Below are 15,880 nucleotides of genomic sequence, written 5' to 3' on the forward strand. Positions count from 1 at the left end.
GCTCAGGCCGCGGCCGCGGCCGACTCGCCCTCGATGTGCTTGGCCAGCCCGGCCACGGTCGGCACGTCGAAAAGCACGTTGATCAGCAGGTCGACGTCGAGGTCGGTGCGGATCCGGCTGAGCAGCCGCATCGCCTGCAGGGACTGGCCGCCGAGGTCGAAGAAGCTGTCGTGGATGCCGACTTCGCCCACCTCCAGCACCGAGCCGAAGATCGCGCACAGCTTCTCCTGCAACGGTGTCTCCGGCGGCTGGTAGGCCGAGCTGCTGTCGAAGTCGGGCTCCGGCATCGCCTTGCGGTCGAGCTTCCCGTTGGCGGTCAGCGGAAGCGACGGCAGCTGGACGAAGGCCGCCGGGACCATGTAGTCGGGCAGCGTCTCCCGCACGTGTTCGCGCAGGCCGGCGATGTCCAGGTCACCGGACTCGGGCACGACGTAGGCGACCAGGCGCTTCTCCCCCGACTCCAGTTCGCGCACCACCACGACGACCTGGGCGAGCCCGGGGTAACCGGTCAGCGCCGCCTCGACCTCGGCCAGCTCGATCCGGAAGCCGAGGATCTTCACCTGGCTGCTGGCCCGGCCGATGAACTCGATCAGGCCGTCGTCGTCGCGGCGGGCCAGGTCCCCGGTCCGGTACATGCGGGCGCCCGGCTCGCCGTACGGGTCCGCGACGAACTGCTCCGCGGTCAGGTCCGTGCGGCCGAAGTAGCCCCGCGCCACGCCGCGGCCGGCGATGTAGATCTCGCCTTCGATACCCGGTGGCACCGGTGAGAGGCGGTCGTCCAGGATGCGGATCTCGACGTCGTCGAACGCCGCGCCCACCGGCACCAGCTTGCCCGGCCGGTAGGTCGCCGACAGCGGGTTGTGCGCGGAGAACAGGGACGTCTCCGTGACGCCGTACATCGCCCGGATCACGATGTCCGGGCAGGCGTCGAACACCCGGCGTACCGCGCCCGGCGAAATCACGTCACCGCCGGTCAGGATCTCCTGCACGCCGGTGAACATCTCCGGCGACTCTTCGGCCAGCACCCGGAAGAGCCCGGCGGTGAGGTGGATCCCGGTGATCCGCTTCTCGGTGATCAACCGGCGCAGCGTCGCCGGCTCCAGGTGCCCGGCCGGGGCGAGGACGACCTCGCCGCCGTGCAGCAACGGCATCCAGAGCTCGTACGTCGACACGTTGAACGCGTAGGGCGCCACCATCAGCACCCGCGCGTGTCGCTCGACCGTCCACTGCGGGTTGAAGATCAGCCGCACGACATCCCGCTGCGTGACCGCGACACCCTTGGGGTGGCCGGTGGAACCCGACGTGTGGATCACGTAGGCCAGCTGGTCGGGGTGGATGGGCACGGCGGGATCGGTGGCGGGCTGCTCGAGGGTGGCCGCGTCGTCGTCGACGACCACGGTGGGCACCCCGGTGGGCAGCCCGCCCGCGCGCTGGGCGGTGTCGGCGAGCAGCACCGCCACCTCGGCGTGGTCCACGACCCACTGACGGCGCTCGGGTGGGTAGTCCTCGTGCACCGGGACGTACGCGGCGCCGGCCTTGAGGGTCGCGAGGATCGCCACCACGAGGTCGATCGACCGTTCCAGCAGCACCGCGACCCGGTCGTCCTGGCGGACGCCGAGCCCGATGAGCCGGTGCGCGAGCCGGTTGGCCCGCTCGTCGAGGTCCCGGTAGGTCAGCTCGACCGCACCGGCGGACACCGCTACCGCGTCCGGCGTCCGCGCGACCTGCTCCGCGAACCGGACGGGGATCGTGAATGCTTCCATCTGCGTGTTCCCCATCCCTACCCGGCCAGCGTGTCCGGCGTCTGCGGCGCGTCGGAGTCCCGGAAGGCCCGCAGCGCCAGCGGTCCGTCGAAGATGTCGCGCATGCCGGAGACACCGGACAGCATCCGGGCGAAGTCGATCTTGCGCGGCCGCAGGCGCTTCGGGTCGATGCTCTGCTGCGCCGCCTCGAAGTAGTCCTCCTTGGACTTCGTGCGGTCGTAGAAGAACCGGACGAACTCCAGCAGCGAGTTGAGGAACTCGCGGTAGTTGCGCTCGTAGCGCTCGTAGAGGGCCTTCTCCTGGTCCGGGTTGCGCAGCGCGAGGTTGGCCGTCTCGAACAGGCCGAGCGAGCCGCGCAGGGTCAGGCCGACGCCGGTGGACAGCAGCGGGTCGATGAACGCCGCCGCGTCGCCGACCAGCGCCCAGCCGGGTCCGTAGAACTTCTTGCAGGTGTAGGACCAGTCCTTGATCGTGCGGTACCCGCTGACCCGGGTGGCCGGCGCGGTGAGCGAGGTGATCTCGTCCGCCGCGGCCAGCTCGCTCGCGTGCAGCTCCTCGAGCGACTTGCCCGCCTTCTTGTACTCGTCGATGGGCGTCACGTAGCCGACGCTCACCGTGCTGTCCGAAAGCGGGATGAACCAGAACCAGCCGTGCGGGCGGTTCTCGGTGAGCGTGTCGCCCCACCGCGTCCCGCTGTAGCGGTTGCAGTTCTGGAAGTACGCCCAGACCGCGATGTTGCGCAGGTCGTTGTGGTACTCGATGAGGTCGAGCTTGCGCGCGAGCAGGTGCTGCTGGCCGGACGCGTCGATCACCAGCTTGGAACCGACGGTCGTCGCCTCCGCGTCGCCCTTGCGCTGGAACCGCACGCCGACGGCGCGGTCGCCCTCGAAGAGCACGTCCTGGACGGAGGCCTCCTCGATGACCAGCGCGCCGAGCTCACGGGCCCGCCCCAGCAGGACCGAGTCGAAGTCGGCCCGCCGAACCTGGAAGGTGTACTCGTACTCCGACGCCTCGGTGAACCGGAAGTCCCAGGCCCCCTGGTTGCGCCCCCACAGCAGGGTGCCGCCGTACTTGCGGACGTAGCCCATCCGGTCCAGCTTGTCGCGCAGGCCGAGCGCCTCGATCGTCGGCATCGAGCCGGTGATGAGCGACTCGCCGATGTGGTAGCGGGGGAACTTCTCCTTTTCCAGCACGAGCACCTTGTGGCCCTGCTGGGCCAGCAGCCCGGCCGTCGCCGAACCGCCGGGACCGCCACCGATGACGACGACGTCGAAGTCTTCCTTGCCAGTCATGGTCGTGCTTCCTCCGTAAGGTAGCTTCGGGTGCTCAGTCGCCGTTCCGGTGACGCTGGGTCTCGACGGCCTCGTACAGGGACTTGATGTTCGAGCTGCCGAACGTGCTCGCGCCCGCCCGCTCGATGATCTCCAGGAAGATCGTGTTCCGCGGGTGCACCGACTTCGCGAAGATCTGGTACAGCTGGCCGTCGTGGTCCTCGTCGAGCAGGATGTTCAGCGCGCGGAGGTCCTCGACGTCGTGCCGGTCCGGCTGCACGCGCTCGGCCAGCAGCGTGTAGTAGGCGTCCGGAGTGGACAGCAGCTCGACGCTGCGCGCGCGCAGCTGCCCGACCGTGCCGAGGATGTCGTCGGTGCGCAGGGCCATGTGCTGCACACCCGGTCCGCCGTGGTCCTTCAGGAACTCGTCGACGTGCCCGGATTCCATCGAGGCGTCGGACTCGATCAGGGTCAGGGTGACCGCGCGCGACTTGCTCTGCACGACCTTGATGAACATCGCCTGGTCGCCGGTCTCGATGCGCTCGGCGAGGGTGAGCTCGAAGTCCAGCGCCTGCCGGTAGAACTCGACGGTCTCGTCGAGCCGGCCCGGCTCCACGACGACCGCGAAGTGGTCGACGACGAGCAGGCCGGTGCCGGTGCCGGTGCCGTCGGCGGGGACCGCGGCCAGCTCGTACACCTCGTGGGCGGCGGAACCGGCCGGACGCTGCACGAACGTGTGCGTCACGTCGCCGAACCCGATGATCGACGCGGTCACCACGCCGTCGCGCTCCGACGGCGGCGCGACCGGGCGCGCCCCTCCGCGGACGGCCTCTTCGAACGCGGCCGCGGCGTCCGGCACGCGCAGGCCGATGTTGGCCACGCCGTCACCGTGGCGCTCGACGTAGGCGGCCACCGGGTGGTCCTGCGCGACCGGCTGGGTCAGCACCAGGTCGATGCCGCCCTGCCCGACCACGACCGAGCGGACCGGCCCCGGCTCGTCCCCCGAAGTCGCGCGGACCGCGCAGCCGTACCCGTCCACGAGCCACTTGATGGTTCTTTCGATGTCCTCGACGTAGAACTCGACATGATCAATGGTCACGTTTTCGGATGCTCGCGCTCGCGACATCGTCACCCAACCTCCAAAGGAGCCGTCACCGACCGGGAAAACCGGAGACCGTCAGCCATCGACAGTGACAGCCGGGCCCACGCGAAGGCATCTCTCCGATTGCCGGGCCCCCTGCGCACGCGGGGAGACGCTCCCGGACCGGCGCGCCGGAATGCTGGGCTGGACCTGATGCCTGACGGGAGAATTCCGTGAGCGAACTGAACTGGACACCGCCCGAGGTCGCTGAGTTCTACGACGGCTCGAGCCCGATGGCCGACAAGTACTACTTCGGTTACCAGCACCTGGGTTACTGGTACGACGAAACCGACGACGCCTCGCTGGAGGACGCCACCAAGCGCCTGACCAGCAAGATCGTCGACACCCTCGGCCTGCGCCGCGGTGAGCACCTGCTGGACGCCGGCTGCGGCCTCGGCGCGCCGGCGATCCACATCGCGGACGAGTACGGTGCCCGCGTCACCGGCATCACGATCAGCCCGGTCGAGGCCGCCCGCGCCGAGGCGCGGGCCCAGGAGAGCGGGGTGTCGGACCTCGTCGGGTTCGAGGTCGCCGACTACCACTCGCTGCCGCACGCCGAGAACCACTTCGACGCCGTGGTCGCGATCGAGTCGCTCTTCAACGCCTTCGACCTGGACAAGGCTCTCCTGGAGTTCCACCGGGTGCTCCGGCCCGGCGGCCGCGTCGCCTTCTCGGAGATGATCAAGACGAACGCGGCCTCGCAGGCGAAGAAGCCGTTCCCCCAAGCTCGCGAGCCGATGACGGCCGACGACTGGACCAAGGCGTTCGAGTCCGCGGGCTTCGTGGTCGAAGAGCAGGTCAGGTGCGGCCGCCGCGTGTACGTCAACAGCGGCAAGCGCTACCTCAACCGGCACGACGAGGTCAGCGGCCTGCTCGCCGGCGAATTCGGCGAAGAGATCACCGCGGACATCCGGAAGGGCATGCAGACCGCCTTCCACCTGGGCCCGGAAGACGTGGACTACCTGATCCTCTGCGCCAGAAAGCCCTGACAAAGCACGCCGCCCCCGGTGGGCGGCAGCACGGCGGAGATCGACGGACGGCCGGGTGGCGGACGCCACCCGGCCGTTACCCCTGCCCGCCGTACGGCACCACGACAAGACCCAGCCGGCACCACCCGGGAATACGATTTCCGTAGTGGGAACGGCTGAATGAAGAGCATTTCGGAGGATGTCCGCCCGAGGTCACGAATGCGACGCTCGGAGGGACTTCATGTGGGGAAGGAACACCACGACATGACAGCCGCCAGGAGCCTGCCAGCCGAAGGCCACCCGTCGCCGCCCGAGCCGGGCCTGACGACGGAGGAGGTCTTGGCCCGTGCGGCCCGCATCGCGGACCGCCTCGCCGACCGGCAACAGGAGACGGAAGAACGCGGGTACTACGGGCTCGACACCCACAACGAACTCCTCGAGGCCGGCTTCTACCGCCTCCTGGTACCGAAGCGCTACGGCGGCTACGAATTCGGTCTCGACACCTACGTGCGGGTGGTGTCCGAACTCGCCCGCGGATGCGCGTCCACGGCCTGGATGTACACCTTCGGCCACTCGCACGCCCACACCGCCGCCACGCTGTTCGGCGAAGAGGCGCAGGACGAACTGTTCGCCGGCGGCGACTTCATCTCCCCGGCCACCATCGGGCCGGTCGGGTTCGCCGAGCCGGCCGAGGACGGCGGCTGGGTCGTCGACGGCGTCCACCGCTACAGCTCCGGCTCGCCGTACGCCACGCACTTCATCGGCCACACCCTCTTCTTCGCCGCCGAAGGGGAACCGCCCGCGCCGATGCTCTTCGCCGTCCCCCGCGACCAGTGGGAGCGGCTGGACGACTGGGAAGGGCAGCTGGGCCTGAAGGGCAGCGGCTCCCACAGCGTCAAGCTCGACAAGGTGCACGTCCCGGCCCACCGCGCGTTGCCCGGCACGCACATGGGCATGACTTCGGTCGTCGACGGCACGCCCGGGCTCGAGCTGCACGGCAACCCGCTGTACGGCGGCGGGGTGCTCAGCATGATCCAGTTCCAGGTCGGTGCGCTGGCGGTCGGCATGGCCACCGGCGCCCTCGGCGAATACGCCCGCCTGATGCGGGAACGCACCACGATCTACCCGCCGATCGTCCCGCGCAGCGAAGACCCGGACTTCCAGCTCCACTACGGCGAAGCGGCCGGCCGGATCGCCGCCGCGCGCGCCGCGCTCTCGGACGCGGTGCGGCACTGGCACGAGACGGCGGAGCGCGGATCCGCCGCGTTCACCCGCGACGTGGACGTGCGGCTGTCGCTGATCAGCCACGAAGCCGTCCGGCTGTCCTGGAGCGCGGTGTCGGAGAACCTCTTCCCGACCGCCGGGTCGAGCGCCGTGCGGGCGGGCGAGCGGATCGAGCGGATCTGGCGCGACATCTCGACCCTGCACAGCCACGCCGGGGTGAGCCTGTTCCTGGCCAAGGTGGCCCGGCGCGAACTCGCCGCGCTGGAAACCGGCGCGGCGCACTGACCGCCGCAGGTCGCCCTTGATCGTCCCGTCGACGCCGAGACCCCAGATTTACCCAGGTCCCAACGCCGAAAAACCCGGAGGCCGCGATGAGCGCAGAACGCCCCTTCACCTTGGACCCCACGGGCCGGGACATCCACGCCGAAGCCGACCACCTGCGCGAGCTGGGCCCCGCCACCCGGGTGCAGCTCCCGGGTGGCGTGCTGGCCTGGTCGATCAACAGCTACGAGGTCAGCAAGAAGGTGCTGGGCGACCCGAACGTCAGCAAAAGCGCCCGCCGGCACTGGCCGGCCTTCGTCAACGGCGAGGTCGCGCCCGACTGGGAGATGATCAGCTGGGTGGCGATGGACAACATCTCCACGACCTTCGGCAAGGACCACCGCCGGCTGCGCAGGCTGACCAGCAAGGCGTTCAACGCGCGCCGGCCGGAGGAGGTGCGGCCCCGGGCGCAGGCGATGATCGACGCCCTGCTCGACCGCATCGCGGCCGCCGAGGCCGCCGGCGAGGTGGTCGACCTGAAGACGTCGTTCGCCTACCCGCTGCCCGGCATGCTGGTGGCCGAGCTGATCGGCATGTCGGACGAGGCCCGGGTGGCCGCGGCGAAGATGATCGACCTGATGGTCGCCACCAACGTGACCCCGGAGCAGGCCCAGGACACGCTCCTGGGCTGGCGCACCGCCATCGCGAACCTCATCGCGCAGAAGCGCGAGAACCCCGGCGCGGACATCACGAGCGATCTGATCGCGGCGCGGGACGAGGACGGCTCGCGGATGACCGAGCAGGAGATGACCGACACGGTCTTCGCGATCCTCGGCGCCGGCTCCGAGACCACGATCAACTTCATCGACAACGCGGTCACCGCGCTGCTCACCCACCCCGAGCAGCTCGAACTGGTCAAGACGGGCCGCGTCTCGTGGGACGAGGTCATCGAAGAGGTGCTGCGGCTGCAGTCGCCCCTGGCGAGCCTGCCCCTGCGGTTCGCGGTGGAGGACATCCCCCTGGACGGGGTGACCATCCCGAAGGGCGACCCGATCCTGGTCAACTACGCGGCGATCGGCCGGGACCCCGCTCTGCACGGCGAGTCGGCCGCCGCGTTCGACATCACGCGGGAGTCGAAGGAGCACCTGTCGTTCGGGCACGGGCCGCACTACTGCCTCGGCGCCGGCATCGCCCGGATGCTGGCCAAGGCGAGCCTGTCCGCGCTTTTCGAGCGCTTCCCCGACCTGACGCTCGCCGTCGACCCGGCGGACCTCGTGCCCTACCCCAGCTTCATCATGAACGGTCACCGCCACCTGCCCGTCCGGCTTTCGCAGGCGCTCCCGGAGCTTTCGGAGCTCCCGGCGGCGGCCTGAGCCGACGACAGCGGCCGGTGGCCGGGTGTGTTCGCGCACCCGGCCACCGGCCGTTTTCCGTGGGCCCGGGCGGGCTTTCCTCCGGGCTGCGGACTTCGCGTCGCGGCCTGTCGCGCCGCCGGGGAGGTCGTTAGCTTGGGTGGTATGGCCTCCCCTGTCGACGACCTGCTGGCGGTGCTGCCCGCCGGCCGGGTGTTCACCGACCCGGACCTGCTTTCCGCCCACAGCCGCGACGAAGCCGATTTGTGCGACGCCGGCACCCCGCTCGCCGTGGTGCGCCCGCAGGACACCGCGGAGGTCGCCGCGACCGTCCGGGTGGCCGCCGCGCACGGGATCCCGGTCGTCCCCCAGGGGGCGCGGACCGGGCTCGCCGGCGGGGCCAACGCCGTCGACGGGGCCCTGGTCGTGTCGCTGACCGGGCTGAACCGGATCCTCGAGATCGACCCCGGGGAGCGGATCGCCGTCGTGCAGCCGGGCGTGGTGAACGCCGAGCTGCGCCGGGCCGCCGCCAAGGAGGACCTCACCTACCCGCCGGACCCCGGCTCCTGGGAGTCCTCGACCATCGGCGGCAACGTCTCGACCGACGCGGGCGGGATGTGCTGCGTCAAGTACGGCGTCACCGGCGAGTACGTGCTCGGCCTGGAGGTGGTGCTCGCCGACGGCGAGGTCCTGCGCTGCGGCCGCCGCACGGTGAAGGGCGTCGCGGGCTACGACCTGACGCGGCTGTTCGTCGGCGCGGAGGGCACGCTCGGCATCATCACCGAGATCACCGTCCGGCTCCGTCCCGCGGCCGAGCCGGCCCTCACCCTGGTGGCGGTGTACCCGGACCTGGCGGCCGCCGGCCGGGCGGTGTCCGCGGTGACCGCCGCGGGCCACGTGCCGAGCATGCTGGAACTGCTCGACCGCACGCACCTGCGCGCGATCGAGGCGTACCGGCCGATGGGCCTGGACACCGAAGCCGCGGCGATGCTGCTGATCGCGGCCGACACCGGCGACCGCGCCGCGGCGGACCTCGAGCGGATCGCCGCGTGCTGCCGGGAAGCCGGGGCGAGCGAACTGTACGTCGCCGGTGACGCGGCCGAGGCCGAGGCGCTGACCGCAGCTCGCCGGCTCGCCCACCCGGCGATGGAACAGCTGGCCCGGCAGGCGTTCCCGGCCGGGCGGGGCGGCCTCGTGGTCGACGACGTCGCCGTGCCGCGGTCGCGGATCGTCGACCTCGTCACCGGCGTCGAGGCGATCGCCGCCCGGCACGACGTGCTCGTCGGCGTGGTCGGGCACGCCGGGGACGGGAACCTCCACCCGGTGATCGTGGTCGACCGGGCCGATCCGTCCAGTGTGGACCGCGGGCGGGTGGTGTTCGACGAGATCATGCGGCTGGGCCTCGGCCTCGGCGGCACCTGCACCGGCGAGCACGGCGTCGGCCTGCTCAAGCGGGACTGGCTCGCGCACGAGATCGGCCCGGCCGGCGTGCGGGTCCACCGGGCGCTCAAGGCCGCGCTCGACCCGGCGGGGATCCTCAACCCGGGCAAGGTGATCGCGCCGGGCTGACGGCAACCGAGGAGACGGCGGCGGCCGGCTCCCCTTGGGAGTATCCAGGGAGCGGATCTTCGGCGGGACGGAGGCGGCGATGGCGTTCGACGGCGGCCCGGTGGCGGTGATCGCCGGCACCCCGTACGACTCCGGCCTCGGGGCCGCGTTGCTCCGGGCGCGGGGCGTGCCCGCGGTCGCGTACGCCATGGCGGCGTCGCCCGACGAGCAGGACGCGTTGCAGTACAAGGATCCCGGCGCGCTGTCGGCGGCGTTCCACGACCGGCTCGGCCGGCTGCGCACGCAGGGGACGCCGCTGGCGATGCTGTTCTGCAACTCGCTGGCCGCGGTGGTGGAGCACGACGACACCGCGATCCCCGTGGTCTCCCCGGTCACCGTCTACCGGGAACGGCTGCCGGTCCTGCGCTCTTCGCTGGCGGTCACCGGGAACGCGAACGCCGCGCTCGGCGTCGAGCGCACCGTCCGGCTGGCCAACCCGGACCACCGGGTGCTGGGGGTTTCGGATCCCGCGCTCGTCCGCGGGATCGAGGCCGGCGACCCGGAGGCCGCGTTCGAGGCTTCGCACCTGCCGGCCACCCTGCGCCTCGCCGAGCGCCTCGGCCTGGAAACGGTCGTCCTGGCCTGCACGCACTTCACGTCCATCCTGCCGTTCGTGACCGCCGTCTGCGACCTGCCCGTCATCGACGTCGGCACCCGGCTGGTCGAGCTGACCCGGCGGGCCGCCGGATTGGGGAACCATGACTGACCTGTCCCGCGCCGACCTGCACGTTTCGGTCTCCGACCCGGTGGCGACGTCGATGAACTTCCTGAACGAGGTCGCCGGCCGGTACCCGGACGCGATCTCGCTCGCCGCCGGCCGGCCGTACGACGGCTTCTACTCGGCCGGCGACATCGCCCGCTACCAGCAGTCCTATGTGGACCACCTGCGAGCCGGCGGGCTGGACGAGGCCGGGGTGCGGCGGCTGCTGCTGCAGTACGGGCGCACCAACGGCCAGCTCGGCGAGCTGATCGCCCGGATGCTGGAGATCGACGAGGGCATCGTCGTGCCGCCGGAGGCGGTGATGGTCACGTCGGGCTGCCAGGAGGCCATGGTGGTCGCGCTGCGGGCGTTGTGCGCGGGGCCGGACGACGTCGTGCTCGTGACCGATCCCTGCTACGTCGGGCTGACCGGCGCGGCGCGGATCCTCGGTGTCGAGGTGGTGCCCGTACCCGAGGGGCCCGGCGGCCTCGATCCGCGGACCGTCGCCGGCGTCGCCCAGCGCGTCCGCGCGGCGGGCAAGCGGCCGCGCGCGCTCTACCTGGTGCCGAACTTCTCCAACCCGTCCGGGGTTTCGCTGCCCGTGCCGACCCGCCGCCTGCTGCTCGACACCGCCGCCGAGCAGGACCTGCTGCTGCTCGAAGACGACCCGTACGGGTTGTTCGGGCTGGACGACGAGCCGCGCCCGACGCTGAAGTCGCTCGACACCGACGGCCGCGTGCTCTACCTCGGCTCGTTCGCGAAGTCCGTTTTCCCCGGCGCGCGCGTGGGTTTCCTCGTCGCCGACCAGGCCGTGGTCGACGAGCAGGGCCGGCGCACCCTGCTGGCCGAGGAGATGTCGGCCGTGAAGAGCATGCTGACCGTGAACACCTCGCCGATCGCGCAGGCGGTCATCGGCGGCGTGCTCGTCGAGGCGGGCGGCAGCCTGCGCGCGGCCAACCGGGACAAGATCGCGTTCTACCGGAACAACCTGCGGACCTTGCTCGCCGCGCTGGAGGAACACTTCCCGCTCCCCGGCCGCGCCGAGCGCGGGGTGCGCTGGAACGTGCCGAGCGGCGGGTTTTTCGCGGTCGTCGACGTGCCGTTCCGCGCTGACGAAAAGCTGCTCGAACTCTCCGCGGAGCAGTTCGGCGTGCTGTGGACGCCGATGAGCTTCTTCTACGCCGACGGCGGCCAGGAGGCGCTCCGCCTGTCCTGCAGCTACCTGGAGGCGGCCGAGATCGCGGAGGGCGTGCGGCGGCTGTCCCGGCTGGTCGCCGAGCACGCGTGAGAAGGGTGGGGTGGGTGCGCGGTCCGCCCCACGCACCCGCTCCCTACTTGACGACGCGGTAGAGCATCCGGAAGGTCTCCGGCCCCTCCTTCGTGTGCAGCAGCTCGAGCTCCTGCTGGCCGCCGAGGTGGTCGAACAGCCGGATGCCCGAGCCGAGCAGCACCGGCACGACGTGCAGCCAAAGCTCGTCGACCAGGCCGGCCTTGAGGCACTGCTGGATGACGTCGGCGCCACCCATCACCCCCACCGAGCGGCCGCCGGCGACCTCGCCCGCCTTGGCCATCGCGGTTTCGATGTCCCCGGAAACGAAGACGAACCGCGACCACTCGCCGGACTTCACCTTTTCCGGAACGTCGTGCGAAAGAATGACGTACGGCACCGGAACAGGGGGGTTGCCGCTCCACGCCCCGGACACCTCGTACGTTCGCCGCCCGGCGACAATCGCTCCGAATTCGTTCTTCTCGAACAGTTCCCGCGCTTCGGCGGTGTACTCGTCGGCCGCGCCGATGCTCGTGAAAGCCCACCGGTGCAGGCGTTCCACGTCATCGTCCGGCGTGGCGATGAACCCGTCCAGCGACACTGTGATGTCGACGATGACCTTTCCCAAGATCCCGCTCCCTTTCCGCGTAGGAATCAACCGATCCGGGCGAGCATACCGTCATGCCTGGATGACCCCGGTTCGATGGCGCACCTTCGGAGGCTCGAAAGGAACGGTCCCGGGCACAACTCCGAACGTGCTCTTTTTTCCGGACGCCAGGGTCAGGCGGCGTTCGGCCGCCGTCGCTGCACGGCCAGCGCGGTCAGGTCGCCGGCCACCTCAGCCAGCGACGGCTGCCGGGCGATCTCGGCCGCGATCCCCGCCGCGGCCTGGCGGAACACCGGCCGCCCCAGCAGTTCCGCGCAGTGGTCCGCCACCGTGGCCGGGTCCGCCTCCCCCGGCGGCAGCTGCAGGCCCGCGCCCGCCGTCACCACCGCGGCCGCGTTGTCCAGCTGGTCGTCGAAGGCCGGCAGGACCAGCTGCGGCCGGCCCGCGCCCAACGCGGTCAGCGACGTCCCCTGTCCGCCGTGGTGGATGGCGACGTCGCAGGCCCGCAGCACGTGCGACAGCGGCAGCCGGCCGACGTGCGTCGCCACCGCGGGCAGCGGGGGCCAGCCGGCCGCGACCTCGTCCTCCACCGCCACCACCACGTCCGCCTCGAGGCGGGCGAGCGCACGCAGCATGGGGACGACCACCCCCGCCCCGCCGTCGAGGCCGAGGCGGGGCAGCACCGTGCCCAGCGTGAGGCAGATCCTCGGCCGGCTCCGCGGCTGCCACACCCAGGCGGGGACCCGGGCCTGGCCGTCGTAGGGCACGTTGCGCATCCGGCGCTGGGTGAGCGCGTGCGACCGGCGCATGCTGGGCGGCCACGGGTTCAGCACGGTGACCGGCGGCGGCACCGACTGCAGGCCGAGGCCCGCCAGGTGCGGCGCGAGTTCGTCGCCGGCCGCCGCCCGGTATTCGCGCAGCAGCGGGATCCCCCACTGCAGCTCCACCGAGGGCACGCCGAACACCGACGCCGCCACCGGGCCGGCGGCCTCGGCGCGCTCGCTGAGCACCAGTTCCGGCCGCCACGACTCCACGATGGACAGCAGGCCGGGCAGGTTCTGCGCCGCGTTGCGGCCGAACACCCGCCCGTTGCCGTACCGCCGCTCCGCCAGCCGGCCGGGCTCGCCCTCGGCCGCGAACCCGGTGAAGTCCGCCGCCGGTCCACACGAGACGGACGGGAGGCCGGCCCGCAGCACCTCGGGGACGAAGTCGTCGGCGACCGCGACGAGCACCTCGTGGCCGAGCCCGCGGAACGCCCACGCGAGCGGCACGAGCGGGTAGAAATGGCCACACAGGGCCGCGGACGTGAACAGGACCCGCATGCTCTTCTCCCCGTCTCCGGCGCCGGTTCGCCTTGCTGCGGACCCTAGGGCCGGGCCGCGGGCCGGCTCGTCTCCGCGGCTGCGGTGTCGGCGCAACGGCGGAGATGCGGGCCGTCCGGTACGGGGCGATGGTCGGTGACGCGCAGCCCCGGCACGCCCTTCCGCTCGGACGCACTGCGCATTCCTGAAGGTGCCGCGAACGGGGTGTCTCCGTGAAAATGGTTCGCGCTCCGTCGCACGAGCGGCATCCGACGCGGACAATCGGCAGAGCAAGACGAGAGGACTGAAAAGTGACTGGCGAACAGGGTCCGCCTCTGGCAGGGCGGCGGGAATGGATCGGGCTGGCGATACTCGCCCTGCCCACCATGCTGACGATGCTCGACAACGGTGTGTTGTTCCTCGCGGTGCCCCACCTGAGCGAAAGCCTCGGTGCGAGCAGCCTGGAACAGCTGTGGATCACGGACATCTACGGCTTCCTCATCGCCGGCTTCCTCGTCACCATGGGCACGTTGGGTGACCGGATCGGCCGGCGCCGGCTGCTCCTCATCGGGGCGGCGGCCTTCGGCCTGCTGTCCATCGTCGCGGCGTACTCGACGAGCCCGGAGATGCTCATCGTCGCCCGGGCGTTGATGGGTGTGGCGGGGGCGACGATCATGCCGTCGACCCTCGCGTTGATCATGAACATGTTCCCGAACCCCAAGCAGATGGGCGCGGCGATCGGGATCTGGTCCACGGCCATGATGGCCGGCGTGGCCCTCGGCCCGGTGATCGGTGGCGCGCTGCTGAACTCCTTCTGGTGGGGCTCGGTCTTCCTGATCGGCGTGCCGGTCATGGTCCTGCTGCTGGCGGCCGGCCCGTTCCTGCTGCCGGAGTCGAAGAACCCGCACGCGGGCCGCGTGGACCTGTTCAGCGTCGCGCTGTCGCTGGTCGCGATCCTGCCCATCATCTACGGCCTCAAGGAGCTGGCCCGCTCCGGCGCCGGTGCCCTCCAGATCATCGCGGTGGTCGTCGGCGTGGTGTTCGGCATCGTGTTCGTGCTGCGGCAGCGCGGCCTGGACCACCCGCTGCTGGACATCCGGCTGTTCGCCATCCCCGCGGTGAGCGGCGCGCTGATCCTGAGCCTGCTGGTGGCCTCGGTGCAGGGCGGCGCGGCCTTCCTGCTGACCCAGCACATGCAGCTGGTCGACGACCTGTCGCCGCTCGCGGCCGGGTTGTGGATGCTGGTGCCGTCCTTCGCGCTGATCATGGGCATCCAGGTGGTCACGAACCTGTCGGCGAAGGTGCGCCCGGCCTACCTCCTGATCGGCGGGGCGCTCATCTCCGCCGTCGGCATGGTGGTGCTCACGCAGGTCAGCGTGGGTGGGCTCGGCACGCTGATCCTCGGGCTGAGCATCGTGTTCCTCGGGGTGAGCCCGGTCGGCCCGCTGGTCAGCCAGCTGGTCATGCGGGCGGCTCCGCCGGAGCGCGCCGGCTCGGCGGCCTCGCTCGCCTCCACCGGCGGCGAGCTCGGGCTCGCGCTGGGCATCGCGGCGCTGGGCAGTCTCGCCACGGCCGTGTACCAGTCCAAGGTGACCGTGCCCGCGAACGTGCCGGCCGACCTGGCCGGCCAGGCGCACGAAAGCATCGCCGGGGCGTTCATCGGGGCGTCGAAGGTGCCGGGCGAAATCGCGAGCAACCTGCTGGCGACCGCCCGCGAGGCGTTCAACTCCTCGGTCTCGCTGGCCGCGACGGTCTGTGCGGTCGCCTTCGCCGCGCTGGCCGTGCTGACCTACGCCACCCTGCGGTCGCTCGCGCCGCTGGGCGCGCCCGGCGGCCCGCCGCCGGAGGAGGAAATTCCGGCGCCGGCCGGCCAGGAGGACGGCCAGGTGCCGACCTCCGCGGTCTGACCCGCACCGCGACACGACTTTGCCGGGACCCCGCCCCCAGGCCAGGGTCCCGGCAAAGTCGTGTCGTCACGGCAGGCACGGCTCTCGGTGGTGATCATGTGGTTGTCGAAGCCCATGATCTGCGAGAGCCGTGCCTGCCGTTGTATTTCCCCCGTTTCCGCCGTGCCGGCTGCCCGATCTCCGCAAGCTGCGAGGCAGCTTCGCGCGCACCGCCACCGGCGTCGGACACGGCCGCCTCGAGCAACGCGCCATCGAAGTCGTGCCCGCCCCGGAAGACCTCGGCTTCCCCGACGCGGCGACGGTTTTCCCGATCACCCCCCATCAGCGCCTTGCGCGCAAGCAGCCACCCCGGCAGCGCCCCAGGCGGGGCCACTCGTCGTTTTCCGTGCGGAACGGGAATTTCCCCGGCGGGATCGCATGAACGGAGTCGAGCGGCGCGGGCCCCGCGGAGAACCATGGACGCCAGGTGTGTCGCATCCGAAAGTGATGTAGCCAATCCGACGGAGGAAC

At 71.3% G+C, this 15,880-nt stretch carries 12 protein-coding genes; 7 read left to right on the forward strand and 5 right to left on the reverse strand.

Annotated features, from left to right (window positions below; translation table 11 throughout):
* Positions 1-2: 2 nt before the first annotated feature.
* From AB0M80_RS32875 to hppD, 3 genes are read right to left on the reverse strand one after another with little or no spacing between them, the layout of a single operon-like run.
* Positions 3-1,763 carry a non-ribosomal peptide synthetase gene (locus AB0M80_RS32875; protein WP_364572720.1) on the reverse strand — a complete coding sequence of 587 codons (1,761 nt, stop codon included), beginning with the start codon at positions 1,761-1,763 and terminating at the stop codon, positions 3-5.
* Positions 1,764-1,780: 17 nt separating this feature from the next.
* Positions 1,781-3,055 carry an NAD(P)/FAD-dependent oxidoreductase gene (locus AB0M80_RS32880; protein ID WP_364572722.1) on the reverse strand — a complete coding sequence of 425 codons (1,275 nt, stop codon included), beginning with the start codon at positions 3,053-3,055 and terminating at the stop codon, positions 1,781-1,783.
* Positions 3,056-3,089: 34 nt separating this feature from the next.
* Complete coding sequence (gene hppD / locus AB0M80_RS32885) at positions 3,090-4,133, reverse strand: 4-hydroxyphenylpyruvate dioxygenase (RefSeq protein WP_364572724.1); 1,044 nt, start codon at positions 4,131-4,133, stop codon at positions 3,090-3,092.
* Between the two features lie 215 nt (positions 4,134-4,348).
* Between hppD and AB0M80_RS32890 the strand changes: the two genes are divergently transcribed.
* The 6 genes from AB0M80_RS32890 to AB0M80_RS32915 all read left to right on the forward strand — a co-directional run bounded on the left by AB0M80_RS32890 (position 4,349) and on the right by AB0M80_RS32915 (position 11,576).
* Positions 4,349-5,164 (forward strand): methyltransferase domain-containing protein, encoded by an 816-nt coding sequence (locus tag AB0M80_RS32890; RefSeq protein ID WP_364572726.1) that lies wholly within the window; start codon positions 4,349-4,351, stop codon positions 5,162-5,164.
* 243 nt (positions 5,165-5,407) lie between these two features.
* A complete protein-coding gene (locus AB0M80_RS32895) occupies positions 5,408-6,652 on the forward strand; it encodes an acyl-CoA dehydrogenase family protein (protein WP_364572728.1) in 1,245 nt (414 codons plus the stop codon).
* An 86-nt stretch (positions 6,653-6,738) separates the two neighbouring features.
* Complete coding sequence (locus AB0M80_RS32900) at positions 6,739-8,001, forward strand: cytochrome P450 (RefSeq protein WP_364572730.1); 1,263 nt, start codon at positions 6,739-6,741, stop codon at positions 7,999-8,001.
* A 144-nt stretch (positions 8,002-8,145) separates the two neighbouring features.
* Positions 8,146-9,549, forward strand: a complete 1,404-nt coding sequence (locus AB0M80_RS32905; RefSeq protein ID WP_364572732.1) for an FAD-linked oxidase C-terminal domain-containing protein — start codon at positions 8,146-8,148, stop codon at positions 9,547-9,549.
* A 79-nt stretch (positions 9,550-9,628) separates the two neighbouring features.
* Positions 9,629-10,294 (forward strand): glutamate racemase, encoded by a 666-nt coding sequence (locus AB0M80_RS32910; protein WP_364572734.1) that lies wholly within the window; start codon positions 9,629-9,631, stop codon positions 10,292-10,294.
* Positions 10,287-11,576, forward strand: coding sequence for a PLP-dependent aminotransferase family protein (locus tag AB0M80_RS32915; protein ID WP_364572736.1), 1,290 nt, complete (start codon positions 10,287-10,289; stop codon positions 11,574-11,576). Before AB0M80_RS32910 ends, AB0M80_RS32915 begins: the two co-directional genes overlap by 8 nt.
* Positions 11,577-11,619: 43 nt before the next feature.
* On the opposite strand, the gene AB0M80_RS32920 is transcribed toward AB0M80_RS32915, so the two are convergent.
* Both AB0M80_RS32920 and AB0M80_RS32925 read right to left on the reverse strand, forming a co-directional pair.
* Positions 11,620-12,183: a dihydrofolate reductase family protein gene (locus AB0M80_RS32920; RefSeq protein WP_364572738.1), complete on the reverse strand. Its 564-nt coding sequence runs from the start codon at positions 12,181-12,183 to the stop codon at positions 11,620-11,622.
* A gap of 152 nt (positions 12,184-12,335) precedes the next feature.
* On the reverse strand, positions 12,336-13,484 hold the full coding sequence (locus AB0M80_RS32925; RefSeq protein ID WP_364572740.1) for a nucleotide disphospho-sugar-binding domain-containing protein: 1,149 nt from the start codon (positions 13,482-13,484) through the stop codon (positions 12,336-12,338).
* A gap of 374 nt (positions 13,485-13,858) precedes the next feature.
* Between AB0M80_RS32925 and AB0M80_RS32930 the strand changes: the two genes are divergently transcribed.
* On the forward strand, positions 13,859-15,370 hold the full coding sequence (locus AB0M80_RS32930) for an MFS transporter (RefSeq protein ID WP_364572742.1): 1,512 nt from the start codon (positions 13,859-13,861) through the stop codon (positions 15,368-15,370).
* Positions 15,371-15,880: the final 510 nt, after the last annotated feature.

This window comes from Amycolatopsis sp. NPDC051045 (assembly GCF_040682955.1).
Lineage (GTDB): Bacteria > Actinomycetota > Actinomycetes > Mycobacteriales > Pseudonocardiaceae > Amycolatopsis.